Source organism: uncultured Victivallis sp. (genome assembly GCF_944391105.1).
Taxonomy (GTDB): domain Bacteria; phylum Verrucomicrobiota; class Lentisphaeria; order Victivallales; family Victivallaceae; genus Victivallis.
Window position 1 is genome coordinate 1 of record NZ_CALXSK010000004.1, and the last position, 17,985, is coordinate 17,985.

13 protein-coding genes and 1 pseudogene are annotated in these 17,985 nt (G+C 57.5%); 12 read left to right on the plus strand and 2 right to left on the minus strand.

Features of this window, described 5'->3' with window-relative positions; translation table 11 throughout:
- Positions 1-108: 108 nt before the first annotated feature.
- Together Q0K10_RS15565 and Q0K10_RS02465 are read left to right on the plus strand one after the other, a co-directional pair.
- A pseudogene (locus Q0K10_RS15565) lies at positions 109-234 on the plus strand (ADP-ribosylglycohydrolase family protein); the annotation flags it as partial.
- A gap of 196 nt (positions 235-430) precedes the next feature.
- The gene (locus tag Q0K10_RS02465) at positions 431-862 is read left to right on the plus strand and encodes a hypothetical protein (RefSeq protein WP_294502719.1); all 432 of its coding nucleotides are present in this window, start codon (positions 431-433) and stop codon (positions 860-862) included.
- A gap of 265 nt (positions 863-1,127) precedes the next feature.
- On the opposite strand, the gene Q0K10_RS02470 is transcribed toward Q0K10_RS02465, so the two are convergent.
- Positions 1,128-2,057 carry an SEL1-like repeat protein gene (locus Q0K10_RS02470; RefSeq protein ID WP_294502722.1) on the minus strand — a complete coding sequence of 310 codons (930 nt, stop codon included), beginning with the start codon at positions 2,055-2,057 and terminating at the stop codon, positions 1,128-1,130.
- 423 nt (positions 2,058-2,480) lie between these two features.
- On the opposite strand from Q0K10_RS02470, the gene Q0K10_RS02475 reads away from it, so the two are divergent.
- Positions 2,481-3,650: a hypothetical protein gene (locus tag Q0K10_RS02475; RefSeq protein WP_294502737.1), complete on the plus strand. Its 1,170-nt coding sequence runs from the start codon at positions 2,481-2,483 to the stop codon at positions 3,648-3,650.
- Positions 3,651-3,662: 12 nt separating this feature from the next.
- Here the strand turns inward: Q0K10_RS02475 and Q0K10_RS02480 are convergent, their stop codons facing one another.
- Positions 3,663-4,469: an AraC family transcriptional regulator gene (locus Q0K10_RS02480; RefSeq protein WP_294502739.1), complete on the minus strand. Its 807-nt coding sequence runs from the start codon at positions 4,467-4,469 to the stop codon at positions 3,663-3,665.
- A 258-nt stretch (positions 4,470-4,727) separates the two neighbouring features.
- Between Q0K10_RS02480 and Q0K10_RS02485 the strand changes: the two genes are divergently transcribed.
- From Q0K10_RS02485 to thrC, 9 genes are all read left to right on the plus strand, one after another.
- On the plus strand, positions 4,728-6,440 hold the full coding sequence (locus tag Q0K10_RS02485; RefSeq protein ID WP_294502741.1) for an acetylxylan esterase: 1,713 nt from the start codon (positions 4,728-4,730) through the stop codon (positions 6,438-6,440).
- A 34-nt stretch (positions 6,441-6,474) separates the two neighbouring features.
- On the plus strand, positions 6,475-8,658 hold the full coding sequence (locus Q0K10_RS02490) for a hypothetical protein (RefSeq protein ID WP_294502743.1): 2,184 nt from the start codon (positions 6,475-6,477) through the stop codon (positions 8,656-8,658).
- 1 nt (position 8,659) lies between these two features.
- The gene (locus Q0K10_RS02495) at positions 8,660-10,063 is read left to right on the plus strand and encodes an NPCBM/NEW2 domain-containing protein (RefSeq protein WP_294502746.1); all 1,404 of its coding nucleotides are present in this window, start codon (positions 8,660-8,662) and stop codon (positions 10,061-10,063) included.
- Between the two features lie 91 nt (positions 10,064-10,154).
- Positions 10,155-10,769, plus strand: coding sequence for a prepilin-type N-terminal cleavage/methylation domain-containing protein (locus tag Q0K10_RS02500; protein WP_294502749.1), 615 nt, complete (start codon positions 10,155-10,157; stop codon positions 10,767-10,769).
- A 21-nt stretch (positions 10,770-10,790) separates the two neighbouring features.
- Positions 10,791-12,641, plus strand: a complete 1,851-nt coding sequence (locus Q0K10_RS02505) for a right-handed parallel beta-helix repeat-containing protein (RefSeq protein ID WP_294502752.1) — start codon at positions 10,791-10,793, stop codon at positions 12,639-12,641.
- Positions 12,642-12,756: 115 nt separating this feature from the next.
- On the plus strand, positions 12,757-13,131 hold the full coding sequence (locus Q0K10_RS02510; RefSeq protein ID WP_294502756.1) for a BlaI/MecI/CopY family transcriptional regulator: 375 nt from the start codon (positions 12,757-12,759) through the stop codon (positions 13,129-13,131).
- On the plus strand, positions 13,124-15,301 hold the full coding sequence (locus tag Q0K10_RS02515; protein WP_294502759.1) for a M56 family metallopeptidase: 2,178 nt from the start codon (positions 13,124-13,126) through the stop codon (positions 15,299-15,301). Before Q0K10_RS02510 ends, Q0K10_RS02515 begins: the two co-directional genes overlap by 8 nt.
- Before the next feature lie 184 nt (positions 15,302-15,485).
- Entirely contained in the window at positions 15,486-16,319 is an 834-nt protein-coding gene (locus tag Q0K10_RS02520; protein WP_294502762.1) for a sugar phosphate isomerase/epimerase, read from the plus strand.
- Between the two features lie 121 nt (positions 16,320-16,440).
- Positions 16,441-17,925: a threonine synthase gene (thrC, locus tag Q0K10_RS02525; protein ID WP_294502765.1), complete on the plus strand. Its 1,485-nt coding sequence runs from the start codon at positions 16,441-16,443 to the stop codon at positions 17,923-17,925.
- The last annotated feature ends 60 nt before the right edge of the window (positions 17,926-17,985 follow it).

Below are 17,985 nucleotides of genomic sequence, written 5' to 3' on the forward strand. Positions count from 1 at the left end.
AGCAATCCCCATACACCGCGTCCCAGTTCAAGAAAGCTGATTACGCGGCAAGCACGTAATCAATCCTGATTCCTTGTAATCAATCCTGATTCCTTTACCGACGTGAAGGTGAATCTTCCGATCATCACGGCCGGATTGCTCCTGGGGCACGGAGATTTCGGGGCTTCAATCTGTAACGCTGTGAATTTCGGAGAGGATTGCGATTGTACCGGAGCAAGTACGGGGGCAATTCTTGGAATTCTCAATCCCAGCGGAATCGAAGAAAAATGGCTCGCTCCAATTGGGCGCGATCTCATCCTGAATCCTGAAATCACCGGGCTTCACGCGCCGAATACGCTGGAGGAACTTTCATACGCTGGAGGAACTTTCAGATATGATCTGTTCCCTGCGAAAACGGGTCAGGCTCGAACGGAACCCGGCGAAAGAATTTATGCCACGTCCGATTCGGGCGCTTCATATTCTTCGCCGCTCCGGGCAGAAGGGGGAACCCTCCTCCCCGGTGGTTTTCAACGGTCAATTCTGCCATTGGCCGTCGCCGCTGAAAAACGAGCATGAACAGCTGGTTCTGAAATTTGAATTCCGGGTTCCCTCCAGAGGAGAATACATTGTGATGTTCAATACTCTGGCGCAGGTGGAGGTCGAAGTCGATGGCAAGCTGGCCTTTCACCGCGAAGCGGGCGGAAGCATGGCGCCCTCATTTCACCGGGCTCCCTGGAATCAGAGTGCCCGGTTGAAACTCAGTGCTGGCGTGCATGAACTGAAAGCAGTCTTGCAGCGAATGCCCGGTAACGTCGCCCCCAATTGGGTGATCGGAGTGGGGGACGGAACCACTTTGCAGTGGATCCCCGATGCATTCGAGTGATGACAATTCAGATAACCTCAGTTAGTGTCCGATATTTTTTGCACATTTGTTCTGAGGGGATACAAACGGCAAACGTAAGTTTGCGCCGCCTTCGCAACCGACCAGAGAGCTCCGGAGGAGCAAGCCGGTTGCAAAGGCGGATCCTTCCGGCTTTTACCCCATACCCCCTTCGTAATGTCTGCAAATGCTCATCTGCCGACGCATCCCCTCTGCGGGTCACGATAGGCCAGACTTCCGGACGTTATCCGTTTGAACTGGAAGCGAATTATTCTTCATATTTTTTTAATTCGTCAATCGCTGACTGTTCTCCTGCCGCAGCGGATTTTCTCAAATAATACAACATTTTATTGTGATTTTTTTCAACGCCAATCCCGTCGCGATAACAGATCGCCAATTCATATTGGGCGTCATAGTTATCTTCCTCTGCTGTCTCGGTCAGATATTGAATCGCCAGAGGAATTTTGTTCTTGAATTCAGCATTATGTATATATACTTGAGCCAGAGAAATTTTTGCACAGCTTGCACTGTCAGGATCTGAAAGCAATGCTTTTCGATACCAGACTTCTGCTTCTTGTACATTTGGGACCGTGCCGATTCCGTCGAGATAGCAGTCGGCGAGTTCTATATAGGCCGCGGCTACCTTTGTTTCCGAAAGTTTTTTGAAAATCTGAAACGCTTCTCTGTCTTTTTCTGCATCATGATAAGCTAAATAACAAATCGCCAAGGAATACCAGCCTTGAAATACGTTTTGATCTGCAGCCTTTCTGGCCCAAAAGACCGCTTTGTCTAAATTCCGAGGAATGGAATACCCTTCCAGATACATCGTTGACACCCCTGTTTGCGCCCGGGCATCCCCTGCCTCAGCCCCTTTCAAATAGTATTGAAACGCTTTTGCATAATCAACTTCCACTCCTTTCCCATACAAGAATGCATCGCCCAGAAAAGCGGCCGCCTGAACGTTTCCCTGTTCTGCCGCTAAATTAAAATTAAAAACAGCCAATGCGTAATCTTGTTTTTTACCATCCCCGAACCAATATTGCTCCCCCCAATCAAAAAATACTAAACCTTGATTAAATGCATTGATTTTTCTAACGGAATTCACCACCGGAGGATATATGATAAAAACAGTTCCTCCCAAAATGACAATTGCAACTGCCAAATAAAAAATCGTTTTTTCCTTACGATCTATTTTCATTGAGCCCACCCATCCGGCATTTCATTTCTGTCCTGTGCGGGAATAAACGGTTCTGCTTTCAGTAAATGACAGGTAACACCTTTCTCTATGTTAATAATTTGCATATAAACATCATGCAACACTGCATCATATTCCGCCAGCAAGAGTAAGATAGCATGGAGCAGTCTGATTGCAAATCAGATTTTCCGAATCGTAAACCAGATGGACCGATGTCTGAAGGATTATAAGTCGAGGCGGGAATTATCTCTCGATTCCAGCAAATCCATGCCGTTGCAAAAAAAGCTTGATGAATCTTCTGTTTCCCAGACAACAGAGTATCAGCCTCGGCGGCAATCAGCCCATGCAAAAGAACGCTTGACAACCGTGTCCCGGTGAGTGTATATTCCGCATGTGCATTTGCGATGATGCGGAAAGGAGGGTGAAATGACTTCCGGGACTTATGAGATCACCGAACTGCTCCGGATTTTGGAAAAGCGCAATCAGCTGCTCGTGAAAGTGTGGTTGTATTTCACCCTCATACTCGGAATCGTTCTCGCCCTCTCCGGGCTTTTCGCCTGGCCGTATCTGGCGTCGACGCTGGGGCCGCTCACGAGGCTGATGTTTCCTCCCGTCATCCTGTGTGCGGCGCTGGTGCTGCCGCTTCTCTTTCAGTGGATTTTCCGCCTGGCGCTGCCGGTTCCGCGCTGTCCGGAATGCGGTGCGAGGATGGAGAGTCTCTCCCCGGCGTTGCGGCGCTGCCCGAAATGCCGTCGGGTCGTCGTCCGCGATTCGCGGAGTCTTCTTCCTGGCTATCAGCTGCCGACGGACGAAAAATCACTGCGGGTGCACGATCCGGAATATGTGATTTCCATCGGGCAAGTGGCCGTCCGGGCCGGCAGCTTCCTCTTGTACGCAATTCCGGTTCTATGGGTTGGATCGTTTTATCTCGGTTCATCTTTTCCGGAGACGGGATCCGTGGAAGCGGGCACGTGGATCATCACCGCGGGCGGAGTTCTGGTTTTTGCGCTCTATTTTGCCGCAGTCGCATTCCAGCGGGCGGCGCCGGAACTGGTGGAGTGGATCGATCGGAAGTGTGACCGCCTGAACCGGCATCTCGACGACGACTATCGCGGAATCGATCCCGATCCGGCTCATCGCTGCCCGCACTGCGGTCGGGAACCCGATCACGCGCTGGCGGCGGTCACGGGGAACTGTTCGCACTGCGGCGGTCCGATCCGGGAAACCGCGGTTGAACCGGAACAGCCAGAACTCATGGAGGAAAAACTCCTCCACCGTTACACCGCGATCCGGAGGCTCGATAATGTTTTTTATTTATTACTTCCGGCGGCTGTCGTGTTTGCCTGGATCTGCGCTGAAGAAGCGAATTGGGATTGGGCGGCGGCGTGGGGGCTCGGCGCGATTGCTCTTGGAGCAGGCTACCCTCTCGCGTTGTTTGCATTGCGCCGGAGGTGGCGTATCGTGACGCGCTGTCCGTTCTGCGGCAGCCGCAACAGCCGGTGGAATTCTCCTGCCGCCTGGCGTTTTCTTCTCCTGACCGGCCACTGCGCCAGCTGCCGCCGCAAACTCGTCCGAACCGGCTCGCCACCGAAGTGATCAGCCCACCGTTTATCTGATCAGGTTCAGGGGTGTATGGAAAAAATCCTGATGCGGCTCCCGGATCTTCCTGCGGAATCCGGAGGGGGAAAGCCCCGTGTACGCCTTGAATTTTGCGGAGAAATCGAACACGGAACAGTATCCGAGCTCTCTTGCGATGCTTTCGACGGACCGGTAAGTCTGGGCCAGCAGTGATTTGGCGGCAGCCATCCGCCGCTGAATCCGGTAACGGTTCGGGGAGATGCCGATCCGGTCCGTGAAAAGCTTGCGGAACCGTTCATAGCCCCAGCCGTTTTTGAGGCAGAAAGCGTGCAGATCGCGGTTTTCCGCAAAGTTCGTGCCGAGGAATTCGCAGCCGCGATGAATCATATCCTCCTCCTCGCCGCCGCCGCGGGTCTGCCGGACGCAGTCGGCCGCGAACGTGCAGAGCTCCATGGCGCACTCCAGCAGCGCATCTTCCGGCGCGGTTTCGAGCCGGTTCATCAGCATGTCGAAACGGGCAAACCATTCCGGGGACGGATCGAAATATCCGATCAGGTTATCGTCGCGGAGCGAAAGATAGTTCCGAAAGAACGGCCATGCGAAGTTTCCGAGATGGAGCCAATATTCCAGCCAGCCGCTTTCGGCGTCCACCCGGATCAGGTGCTCCAGCTCCGGCCGGCGCAGGAAAACGGAACCGGCGCACAGCGGATAACGCTGTCCCGCGATGCTGTTTTCATAACAGCCGCTTCCGCGGGCCAGCCAGGAAACGGAGAAAAAAGAAAAGCTGGTCGGAGTCGTAATCCGATCACCCGGTTCCGGTTTATTCTGTATTCCCATTCCGATTCTGTCATTGCAGTTCCGGTTGGAGCGAAAAACGATCCGGGTCGGAATGTCAATACCAGAAAACGTATTTTCATTTACCATATTACACAATCCTTTTCCCTTGTTTTTTGCTCGATATCAGGTCATAATATTAAAGTAGCACTTGTTGAATAAAAATTCAAAAGACGTAAAATAAAGCAAAAAACGATGGATTGATATCGAGCGTTGCTTTTTCGGAATCATTTGCCATAAAATAAACAGGAAAGTTGAGACATGAAGAAATCCTTTCTTTCATTTCCTCTGGCTGTATTGCTGACCGCGGCGGGACTTTCGGCCGGTGAGAAACTTTATCAGCCGGAATTGACGCAGCAGGTTCAGCCGGGGGCCGGCCGGTATTTCACCGGAGAGGGGGACACGGCAGTTTTGAATTTTTCGGCGTCTGACATCGGCGAAAATACCGTGGACATTCCGGTCGATCCCGCGCTGCTGGCGGGGAAGACGGTGACGCTCTCCGGTGAAATCTCCCAGATGAACGTTTCTCCCGGACCGCACCCGTGGAACGGCGTCCGGCTGGCGCTGAAGCTGGTCGATGAAAACGGCAGACGGGATATGCCGCAGGTCTCCACCTCGGCCGGTTCGGCGGACTGGACGACGCGCCGGGTTTCAGTCAAGGTCCCGGAAAACCTGAAGTCGGCGGCGATCGTGCTCGGGCTCGACTGGGTTGTCGGAACCGCCCGTTTCCGCAATATCGCCGTCACCGAAGAAGTGTTGCCGGATTATGCCGCCTGCACGGTCACCGGTTACGCCGACCGTACCGATGTCCGGTACCGGCCCGGCGAGGAGATGCGTTTCTCCTTTCTGCTTCAGGAAGACGGCAGGCCGGCGGCGGGAAAGCTCCGCATCACCCGGTACGGCGACGACGGCAGAACGGAGACGTTCGATATGGAGACGAAGCCGGGCGTTCCGGCTGTCTGCCGCACCTCGCTCGATCAACCCGGCTTCGTGATGGTCAAGGCGGTGCTGCTCGACCGGGACGGGAAAACCGTCAACCGCTTCTGGGCGAACCGCTCCTGCCCGGTGGAGTTCGGCCTCGGCGCCTGCGTCGCTCCGGAAGCGCTCAAGCAGGGCGTCCCAGAACCGGCCGACTTCGATGCGTTCTGGCTGAAGGCGAAGGCGGAGCTGGCCGCTGTTCCGATGCGGGTGCAGGAAAAGAAGCTCGTCAGGGAAACGGAAATCTCCCGGGTTTATGACATCAAGGTTGCAGCCGTCGGCACGCGTCCGGTCTCCGGCTACCTGACAGTTCCGAAAGATGCGAAGCCGGGTTCTCTGCCGCTGTATCTTCATTTCCACGGTTATGGCGTGCAAAGCGCGGAAGTCATCGAATCGAAAGATGCGATTCACTTTTTCATCAACGCCCACGGCATCGAAAACGGCCGCGAATCGGAGTATTACCGCGATCTGGCAAAGGGCGAACTCAACGGTTACGGTTTCAGAAACGATGAAAACCGGCAGCCGGATACCTGCTATTTCAAGAACATGATCCTGCGCAATCTGCGGGGGCTGGAGTTCGCCCGCTCCCTGCCGGAATGGAACGGGAAGGAAACTTACCTTCAGGGAGGCAGCCACGGCGCCTTCCAGACGATGGCGGTGGCGGCACTTTCCGACGGGATCACCGGCTGTGAAATCGGTATTCCGTGGCTCTGCGACCTCGGCGGCGTCGAAGTCGGGCGGCTGCGCGGCTGGCGGCCGGATTACGCTCCCGGCCTCGGCTACTACGATACGGTGAATTTCGCGTCGCGGGTCAGTTGTCCGGTCACGATCACACATGCGGGCCTCTCGGACTGGATTTGTCCTCCCTCGGGTGTCTGGGTACTTTTCAACAACCTGAAAGGCAAGGCCTCCATGACCATGTATCAGGGGCTGGACCACGCTTGGTATCCCGGCTACAACCACGACACGGCTTCCCGCCACACCTATACGAAATAACGAAATAACGAAATAACGAAAGGATTCCAACCAGATGAAAAACACTCTCCTCCTTGCCGGTGCCGGCCTGATGTGCGGTCTGGCGGTCAATGCAGCCGCCCCGGCGCCGGAGCTTCCCTGCCGCTGGGAGCGTCTCAATCTCGACGGCGGCGGCTATATCGGCAGGATCGTGACCGATCCGAACCGTGCGGGCCGGGTTTACTGCCTTTCCGACAAGGGCGGCATTCACCGCAGCGACGACGGCGGGAAAAGCTGGGTTATGAAGAATCGCGGCTTTTTCCGGGAGACCCACTACGGTGTCTCCGACCTGGTGATCGACCCGAAAAATCCGGACCGGCTCGTGGCGGCGGTCGGCAATGCTCCCTGGGCGTGGAAATTCTGGTATCCCGGCGCCGTGATGGTCAGCAGCGACGGCGGCGAAAGCTGGAAAGAACGGAAAATTCTGGGCTTTCCCGGCGAAGGTACACCCGGCAAAGACTGGGGCAACCGGCTCAATTTCGCGCCGGACGGCACGCTCTATGCGGCGACCTTCCATCAGGGGCTTTGGAAAAGCTCCGATGCGGGCGACAACTGGGAGTTCGTGGGATTGGGAGACAAATTCCTGACCAACGTGCTGACCGACCCGGACGATGCGAATCGCCTTCTCGTTTCGGCACGGGAACTGCCGCTGGACTCCAACCGCAGCGGCGGTCTTTACGAGAGCCGCGACGGCGGAAAGAGCTGGAACCGCCTGCTGGAACAGAGTGTGACCAGCCTGGATCGTGCCGTCTATCGGGCGGATTGGCTGCTGGCCAACTGCGGAAAGGGAGGAATCCTCTTTTCCGAAGACCGCGGCAGAAACTGGCGCGCTCTTCCCGTGCGGCAGGAGATGACCCGTTTTCATCAGGTGAAATTCCAGCCGGGCCGCGAACCGCGCATCTGGGCGACTGTGCCGGGCGAGGGTGCGCATCTCTTTTACACGGATGATTTCGGAAAGAACTGGGTACAGCCCGCGGTGAATTTCCGGCAGGCGCTCCGCTACCCGGCGGACTGGTACATGGATGCCCGGAAATGGACGAAATTCAGTTCGCTCAATGGCGTTTATGAAATCACGTTCGACCCGGTGAATCCGGACCGGATCTATCTGGGCGACTTCTTCACGGTTTGGCGCAGCGATGACGGAGGAGAACACTTCACCGCCTGTCCGAAAGGGATCAATACGCTCTGCGTCTATCAGGTCGCCGTGGATCCCGTCGATCCGCAGACCATTTACGTAAACACCGCGGATCTCGGGCTGTTCAAAAGCACCGACGGCGGCAAAAATTTCTTCTGGCCCTTCCGGGATGACAAGAAAACCGGCGACATGCTCATCAACGAGACCAGTCGTCTGCTCATCGCCGAAAACGATCATCGCAAACTGGCGCTGACCATGACCATCGACTGGCAGAATCCGACCGTCAACGGCTTTTACACCAGTACCGACGGCGGTCTGCACTGGGAGAACCGCTCCGAGGGAATCCCCCGGCTGGGCAGTTTCCTGACCGGACTGGTCACACTCTCCGGCGATCATTCGGAACTGCTTGTCGCGTGCGGCGGCAATGCGAAAATGTCTGGAAATGTCTATTATACCCGCAATGGCGGCGAAAAATGGGAGGTTTTTGCTCCCGGCCTGCCGCAGGGCAGGCTCTTCGGCGACAACTGGTCGATTCTTCCGAATCTCGTCACCGACGGCACGAACATCTATGCCGCAACGGATCAGGGGCTGTATCACTGCGACCGCAAGGAGAGGCAGTGGCGGAAAATCGGCGGGGAGGCGCTCAAAGAATACGCCGTCCGGACCATTGAGGCCCTTCCCGAGGCTCCCGGCGTCTTCTGGGTGGGAACCAACAAGGGGCTTCTCGTCAGCCGCGATGCGGGAAAGAGTTTTTCGAAGGCTTCGCTGCCCGGCATGGAGATGTGCCAGGGAATCGCGATCGACCCGAAAAATCCCGACCGCTGGTTCGTCGCGGTCGCAGCTCCATGGTGGACAAGCCACACCAACGTTCCCGGTATCTACCTGACCGAGGACGCCGGAAAAAGCTACCGGAGACTCAGCGACATGCCGGGCGAGGGCATGGCATGGCGTCTGGCTCTTGATCCGCAGGATTCAAACCGGCTTTACGTGGGGACGAACGGCATCGGCGCGTGGCGCGCAATCCTGAATCCGGCTTCGAAATCGGAAACGGAAAAGGCAAAGTAACATGGTACCGAAACGGAACAGACTTCTCTTCACGGTCTGGATGGCGGGATTCTGCGGCGTTCTGGCCGGATGTTCCGCCGTGGAGTCTCTTCCCATGGCCGGGGCGCCGTATTGCGACAGCGAGATCCGCAACGGCAGTTTCCGCAGCGGCGTGACGCTGGGCGCGGCGGGAAGGGAGGTCGCGGACGCGGTCTGCGTCGATTCCTACGGAAGCCTGGTCTACGATCTCGGCGGTATGGCGGACTCCTTTTCCGCCGAGGCGGGGATCGATGAAGAAGCATACCGGGATGAAGTCCGGCTGGATATCATCGTGGACCGGAAGCTGAAAGAGAGCATCCGCTTCACCCGTGAAGCGCCGCGCCGGCGGATTTCCGTTCCGCTGGCCGGGGCGCGGCAATTGGAGCTTTCCGTGCAGTACGGGCCGGACTACAGGGCGCAGACGCTGTGTTTCGCCGATGCGTATTTCCGGGTGCGTGACCGGGCGGCGTTTCAGGAGCATCTGGTCCGCTGCCGCAACCGGGCCGATATGGTGCGCGAGCTGCCGCCGGGGCCGTTGCCGCCGCTTCCGGCTTGGAAAGAGGTCAAAGTCGAACCGTTCGTCTGGCGGGAGCGTCCTGCTCTCCGGATCGGCAACGGGGTGCTTGAATACGAGATCGTGCCCTCGTTCGGCGGCAGGCTGGTCGGTTTCCGGAGGATCGGCGGGAAGAATATTCTCGAGCAGCCCCGTCATCCGCTGCCGGAGGATCTCCGGCGCGGGCGCAGTTATTACCGGCAGCACACACGGTTTGCCCGTTCGGAACCGGCATGGTACTTCCTTCCCGGGGAGGATCTGCATTTGTTCGGGCCGTACGAACTGCGGTTCGGAAAGGAGGGGGAGTGCATTCTCACTTCACGTCCAAGTTTGTATCTCATGCTGGAGACGGAATATCGCTTTCGGCTGCGGCCGGGGGCGGATCGCCTGGAAGTGACAACCACTTTTCGCAATCTCGGGAAGTTCTCCCGCCCATGCGGGATCTGGAGTGTTGCGGTTCTTCCGACGGAGAGCATTGCGACGCTGGAACTGCCCGCGTCGCGCGTTGTGGTCGACGCTCCGGCGGAAACGGCCCGGCTCTGGCGGGATCGCGGGGAATTCTCTCTTCTGGATGTCGCGAAGATTCCGTCTGGCCTGAGTCAAAGCGTCGAACGAAGAAGTTCAAATCCGCTGCAGTACATCCGGGCCCGGCTGATTACGGGGGAGATCTTCTCGATCGAAGTTCCTCCGGCTTCCCGGAGGGCGAAGTTTCCGAGCCACGTTTATTCGACGGATCCGTTCACGGAACTGGAATTTCATTCAGAAACAAAGGAGCTGAAAGAAAATGAGGAAATCAGCATGCAGGAAATCTGGACATTGCGGATGCCGAACTGAACCCCAGACGGAAAGGAGCCCGGAATGGAGACATGAGATCATCACCCGTTTCCCCCCGGTTACCAGGATTCAATCACAGGAGAAAATGCTTATGAAACAGAAATTTACATTGATAGAACTTCTTGTTGTTATAGCGATCATCGCGATTCTGGCCGCCATGCTGCTGCCGGCATTGAACCAGGCCAGGGGAAGAGCGAACACGACCTCCTGCATTTCGCAGCTCAAGCAGCTGATGCTCGCAAATATCTTCTATGCGAACACCAATAACGATTATTGTGCCGGATACAGGCAGAACGTGGACAACATCTATCTCGGTTACGAAGTCAGTTATCAGCTGCTGGTGGCGGCAGGTCAGGATCATAAACCGGATCTCTTCCACTGTCCCGCCGACAATGAACAATACTGGAATACCCTCAAAGACAATTTCAACGGTCTGCAGGCGACCAGTTACGTCTGGGGAAAAGCCGATTGGAAGTGGAACGGGAGCGGGATGTCGCAATTCCCGACGGTCGTGAAGATCACGTCGGTTCGGGAGCCGTCCAAATATTTTCTGATGGCAGACCGTGGTGCCGAGCAGACCGATCCCGGCAAGGCTCTCACCTCCCTGGTACACCGTCTCTCCTACAATGTGGGGTTTCTGGATGGCCATGTTGCGAATTTCAATTTTGTTTCCGGCGTTCCGTGGAAAAGCCGTAAAGATTATTGATTCCCGGCGGAGAATGTTGCCATGATTCACCGAGTTGACAAGACCCGATTGTTTCCCCTGGATTTTTCGGATGGCGACGGGGACGGGGAGTTGCGTCGTCGCTGCGCCGGGCGCGAACTGCTTGAACAGATCCGGCGTGCCGCCCGTGCGGGAGAGAAAGTCGTTCGCATTGCCTCCGGAAACTACTGTTTCCCCGGAAAGACCGGGATTCTGCTCGAGAATCTGTGCGACATTGTGATCGAGGCGGAGGAGGAGGCGACCTTCTGGTTCTCCTCCGAAGTCGCTGCGGGTGTTCATTTCCGCAACTGCCGGAACGTGCGTTTTGCCGGAGTCGCGTTCGACATGGAGGCGCTGCCGTTTCTGCAGGGGACGCTCACGAGCGTCAGCGAAGAGCATCTGACCATCCGGCTTGACGAGTATTTTGTCCGCCGTTTCCACGAGGAGCGGACGCAGAATCACTTTCGGCTGATGTTCCTCGATCCGGCGGGGAGGTACGAAACCGACAATCTCGACTTCATCATCCCGCGGGAGAAACTCTCTTTCGACCCGGAGGGAAATCTGTGTGTTCCGGTGCCGGAGCCGGTCTCCCGTCATTGGAGATACCAGCTCCGCATGCCGACGCCCGGCGACCGGGTCGTGCTGGGAATGCGCCGCGACGGCGGCGGTATGCTGCTGGTCGACAGTTGCGAAAACATGGAGTTTGAAGCGATCACGATCTATGCGTCGCCGGGTTTTGCTTTTTATGAGACCGGCCATGGCGGCGGGGGGAACACCTATCGTCGCTGCCGGTTGATCCGGCGTCCCGGAACAGATCGGCTTCTGGCCTCGGCCGCGGATTGCTTCCACTCGATGAATCAGCACCGCGGGCCGTTGATTGAGGCGTGCGAATTCTCCTGGGCGATGGATGATCTCGTCAATATACACGGCTATTTTCACGTCGTGGTGGAACCGCTCGCAAAAGACGAACTTCTGATCGTCACGCCGTTCGGGACCGATCTGCCGGATGGAACGGAGCTCTTTTTCTTCTCTGCGCCACGGGGGGTGGAGAAGTGCCGGGCCGTGGTTGTTTCCAGCCGGGAGACGGTCGGGAGCGAAGAGGAGGGGCTGCGTTGCATCAAGGAGCTTTACAAGCGGAAGTTCGGGATCGAACTGCAGAGTTTTCCCGGCGGATCGTTCTGCCGCATCCGGCTCGACCGTCCGGTAGACATCGAACCCGGCGACTTCGCCTGCAGTTACGGCAGCTGCGGCTCCGGAGCGATACTCCGGAACAACCATCTGCACGACTGTCATGTGCGGGGCATTCTGCTCAAAGCCGCCGACTGCCGGATCGAAGGAAACAGCATTGAGCGCATCGCCCTCAACGGAATCATCCTCAAACCGGAATTTTTCTGGCTGGAGGGGCCGATGCCGCGAAACATCGTCATCCGGGGAAACCGTCTGAACGACTGTGCTTTCGGCCACACCGCGATTGCGGCGATTCTGGTCATGTGCGGCTGCTGTGCTCCGCCGTCCGACCGGATTACGCCGACCATCAACACTGAAAAGATCACGATTGCCGACAATGAGATCAGCAACTGCAACGCTGGTCCGGCCATTGCGGTTTTCAACAGCCGCAATCCCCGGGTTTCGAACAACCGGATCAACCGCCCTTTTTCGAATCCGGCTGCGTTTGGAAATCTGGACATCAGCCGCCGGCTGGACTTTTTCGGGCGGCCGCTTTCCGAAGAGGAGAGTTCCCGGCTGCGCGAAACGCACAGCGCGATTTTGTTTCTCAGCAGCGAGGCGATCGAATGTCCGGACAACCGCCTGAACGATCCCGGACATCGTTGCAGAACGCTCATCTACACCGGTCCCGGATGTCCCGGTAACTGAATCCTGACGCATCTCTTGTCCCCTCCGCCGGCAAAAATTCCGTTTTTTCCGGCGGAGGGGGTTGATTTTATAGATTACTCGTGTAACTTATAGAATCAGAGGGAGGTGTTCCGCGATGGAAGAGATACGGATTCCGGAGAGTGAACTTGAGATTATGAAGGTGCTGTGGGAGCGTTCGCCGCAGACGCTCCCGGAGATCGTCGGCAACGTGCGGCGCGTGATGCCGTGGGAGGCGGTGACGGTCAAGACGCTGCTCGGGCGGCTGGTCAAAAAGCAGTTCGTCCGCCGGAGCGGCAGCCGCCGCAGCTATCTGTACGAGCCGCTGATCGAGCGTGCCGCCGTGTTGAAATCCTCCGTCCGCCGCTTCATGGATACGATGTTCGACGGGGCGCCGGGGGCGATGCTTTCGTTCTTCGTCCGCAACGGTGAACTTTCGCAGGAGGAGATCGCGGAACTCGAACGGACGATCGAGGAGCTGAAACATGAGTGAACTCCTCTTCGGCTATCTCGCAAACTCGATTCTGCGCGGCGCGGTCGTCGTCGGGCTGCTGTGGCTGATTGAACTCTGCTGCCGCCGGCGGCTCATCTTTGCGGGCGGGCGGTGGTTGTATCTGGCGGCGCTGCTGCTGATTCTGCTGCCGTTCGAGCAGCTCGCCGTGCTCCGCGCCTCGACGCCGCTTCCGGTTCGTCATGTCGAGCTGCCGGTGTGGAGTGTCGCATTGCCGCCTCCCGAACCGGAAGAGGCGGCCCCGGCGGCGGAGGCGTCTGACGTGCAAACTGCGCCGTCCGGAACGGCGTCCGCCGTCTCCGTCTCTCCGGAACCGTCGCGTTCGGTGGTGGAAACGAAAGAGAGGCCCGGGTTCTCCGGGCGGATTTCAAACTGTTTGTTTCTTCTCTATCTGGCAGGGGCGCTGCTGTTGTCGGCAAAGCAGTTGCGGCGTTTCTTCCAGTGGCGCAACCGGGTGCGCCGGTGTATCGCGATCACCGGCGGCCGGGTGTATGACGTGTTCCTCGAGTCGAAACGGTTCGCGAAACTGGAGCATCGCCCGGTCGCCCTGCGCGACTGCGGCAGACTGCTTCCGGCGGCGGCATGCTTCGGCACGCCGCGGCGCGGAACGGTTCTTTGCCCGCTGGAGGAGTACGCCGCCCTCCCGGATGCTGAGCTGCGGATGATCCTGATTCATGAGCTGGAGCATTTGCGCAGATACGACAATCCGGTTGCGTTTTTTCTGACGATGGTGGCGAATCTCCTCTATCTCAACGGGTTTGTCCGGTTTCTCGTCGGCCGTTGGGCGGCGGTTGCCGAACTCGATTGCGATGAGAGGGTTCGTTCCGCGCTCCGGCTTGACCGGCAGGGGGAGGCGCAGTACGCAGAACTTCTGCTGGCGAGTCAGAGCGGCGGACGCGTCGCCCTGCCGGGCTGCGGGCTCGGCAGTTCCGCCCGGAACTTGAAACTCAGAATTCAGGAGTGCTTTATGAAACGCTCAAAACGACAACTTTTCGCCCGCTTTGCGGGAGTGACTCTGCTTTTCTGCCTCGGCGTTCTGCTTCTGCCGGAACTGCGCGCGGGAGTTCCGCGCGAACCGATCCCGGAGTTCGTGGCGGAACACCTCCCCGCCGACACCCACACTCTCGGTTTCTTCCGTACAGGAGATCTGGATGAAAATGGAGCCAAACTGCTCAAAAAAGCCTCCACATCCCTTGCTATCAATCCTTCTCTCCTGTACTTTTTATCGTTTATGAAGGCCACCGAACAGAATCATGGAATTTTTTACATGGCGAAGCCCCGATCTCCCGGAGATGTCATCATCCTGCTTAAAAACGGCAATGATTCTGCAGAGATGATTTTGAGTCCGATCCATATCTACAAAAACATGACCATACGAGCACTGAATGACGGTTATTTTCTGTTTTATCCATCCAATGAGAAACCGGCCGCATATGGCTTGCCGGAAGAGTTGCGTATGAAAATTGCCGCTGAACCGGGTGATATTCTCCGCCTGGTCGGCTCCAACGTCCCTTATATAACACGTCTTATCAAGCGGGACAAAAGCTACATCCTTTCCGCTCTGCTTCCGGAAGAGGTGCAGAAGGATTTTTCGAAAGAGGCAGTCATCCGACGGCTCACGGCTTCGCTTCCGGAAGCGGAAAAGGCGGCGACCAGCGAGTTCATCTCGCAGACGCTGAACACCTCGATTGTCAAGGTGGATGGCGTAAATGCTTTTTTGCTGGAGTGTCCGGTTTCCGAAAAAATGCTGGAATTGACAGGAGAACTTCTGCGTCAACTCCGCGATGAGAAGCAAGCCGCGAATGCCCCGCACGTCGTCTCGGTCGAACCCGCCAACGGCGCGACGAATGTCGATCCGAATCTCAAGGAGATCAAAGTGACCTTCGACCGCCGGATGAATCCGACCAGCTGGTCTTTCTGTCAGAAAAGCGATGTTGATTTCCCGGAATTTGTCGGCAGGCCCTCGTACAACAGGGAACAGACCGTCATCACCGTACCGGTTCGCCTGCGCCCGGAGTGCACTTATAATCTCTATTTGAACTCCCCGCCATATTTCGGGTTCACTTCCGAGGCGGGGGGCGTGTTGGAGGCATATCACTACACCTTCACCACCGGCAAAGGAAGCGTGCCGGAAAGCGCAGCCGAGCAGTGATCCCGCCGCGCCTCCCCTCCGTGTAAAATCCGACGGAGGGGTGCGCAGCCGGGGAATTCCGAAAAACGTCGTTGCTCTTCTTGAAAATTCCGGGAATGGAGATACCGTAATTGGAAAGGCAGATTTCATCCGGAAAAACAGCGGGTCGCGGCAGAATCTCCGCGGCTCCACGAAAGGTACGACTATGAAAATCTCAATGTGGACCGCTTTTCTTGTGGAAGAGACTCCCGAAAATGCGATTGCAACGCTGGCCGAGTGCGGCTACCGTTATGCGGAGTTTTCCGACGAACACGGCAAGATATTGATGGATCAGCCCGATCCGCTCTACGCCGCGGACGAACTTGCGAAATTCGCCGCAGACCGCAGTTTCGCCCTGGAACAGGGCCATCTGCATTTGACCGCCGACATCGCCCATCCCGACCCGGCCAGGCGGCGCGCCTTCCTCGACTTCCTGAAAAAAGAACTCGAAGTCTACGAACGGATCGGCGTCCGGGCGGCGGTTCTCCATTGCGGCGGAGCGGCAGTCTTCGCCGGGAAGATGACTCTGGAGGAGGCCGAAACACTGACGGTGGAATCCCTCTCCACTCTCTGCCGCTCCATCGCCGGAAGCAGAATCCGGATCGCCATCGAAAACGTTCCCGTCCTGACACCGTTCGCTTCCGACCTTCTGCGCGTCATCGCGAAGGTGGGCCGCCCGCAGGAACTCGGCATCTGCCTCGACACCGGCCATCTGAACCTGGTGCAGGGAGATCCCGCCGCCTTCATCGACGAGGCGGGCGACAAACTCCTCGCCCTCCATGTCGCCGACAATCTCGGCAATGCCGATCATCACATGCTCCCCTGCGGACGCGGGAGCGTGAACTGGACCGCGTTCATGAGAGCCCTCAAGCGCTCCCCCTATCGCGGACTCTTCAACTTCGAAGTTCCCGGAGAGCGCAACTGCCTGACTTCCGCAATCCGGAAACTGAAGCTGAAGTACGCTCTTGAACTCGGCAGACTGATGTTTGACATCGTCTGAGTGCCAAGGCTCATTCGTCGACAAAACGCCGAAGCCACTGGAAAAAAAGGGCGTTCCGGTGTACATTATACTCTGAGTGGATCTAATTGAAAACCATTTAGAACGGATGGAGCATCCTATCATGCATTTCACCAGCACCAGAAGCCCGCGGAACGTCACTTCCGCCCAGGCCATAGCCAGGGGGCTCGCCGAGGACGGCGGGCTCTTCATCCCGTCGGAGTTCCCGAAGATCTCCGGCGAACTCATCGACCGGATGATCGATATGGATTACAAGGCGCGCGCACGCGAAGTGCTCGCGCTCTATCTGACCGACTTCACGCCGGCTGAAATCGCCGACAGCGTGGAAGCCGCCTATACCGGCACGTTCGACGCCGAAAATCCCGCGCCGCTCGTTGAAGTCGCTCCTGGCTTGAACATCCTCGAACTCTGGCACGGGCCGACCTGCGCCTTCAAGGACATGGCGCTGCAGCTCCTGCCGCATCTGCTGACGATCTCCGCCCGGAAGGCGGCTCCCGGCCGCACGATGGTCATCCTCACTGCCACTTCCGGCGACACCGGCAAGGCGGCGCTCGACGGATTCGCCGACGTGCCCGGCACGAAGATCATCGTCTTTTATCCGCAGAACGGCGTGAGCGCCATGCAGAAACTTCAGATGGTCACTCAGAAGGGCGACAACGTCGCCGTCTGCGCGATCGAGGGGAATTTCGACGACGCCCAGAACGGCGTCAAGAAAATCTTTTCCGACCGCGAGATGAAAGAGTATCTGAATGCGCGCAACATGGAGTTCTCCTCGGCGAACTCGATCAACTTCGGGCGGCTCGTGCCGCAGATCGTCTACTACGTCTCCGCATACTGCGATCTGATCCGGCAGGGGAAACTGCACAAGGGAGAGGCCTTCAACGTCGCGGTTCCGACCGGAAACTTCGGCAACATCCTCGCGGCGGTCTACGCGCGCGAAATGGGCATTCCGGTCGCGCGGCTGATCTGCGCCTCGAACCGGAACAACATTCTCACGGACTTCATCCGCACCGGCGTCTACGACCGCAACCGGCCGTTCTATACGACGACCAGCCCGTCGATGGACATCCTCATCTCTTCGAACCTCGAACGGATGCTTTCTCTGCTCTACGGCGGGAACACTTCCGCCGTCGCCGGATTGATGGAGGAGCTTGCGAGGAATGGACGTTACGCCATTTCCGATGAGGCGCGGAAAAAACTCCAGTCGGAGTTCTTCGGCGGCTTCTGCGACGATGCCGGAACCGCCGCCACCATCGGCGAAACTTTCCGGAAATACCACTATCTCTGCGACCCGCACACCGCAGTGGCGCTGAACGTCTACGAACAGTACCGCCGCGAAACCGGGGACGCGACGCCGTGTGTGCTCGCCTCGACCGCCTCGCCGTTCAAGTTCGCGGCGGCGGTGCTGCCCGCGATTGAATCGGGCGAACTGCCCGCGGACGAGTTCGGCATGGTCGCGAAACTCTCGGAAGTGACCGGTGTCCCGGTGCCGAAACCGCTGGCGGGGTTGAAGGATCTGCCCGTGCTCCACACCGGTTGCGTGACGAAAGAGAAGATGAATCTCTTTATCCGGGATTTCCTCGGCTGACGCATTGCTTCCGAACAAAACGAGACATGAAAAAGGGAAGTTCCTGCGAAAAAGCGGGGA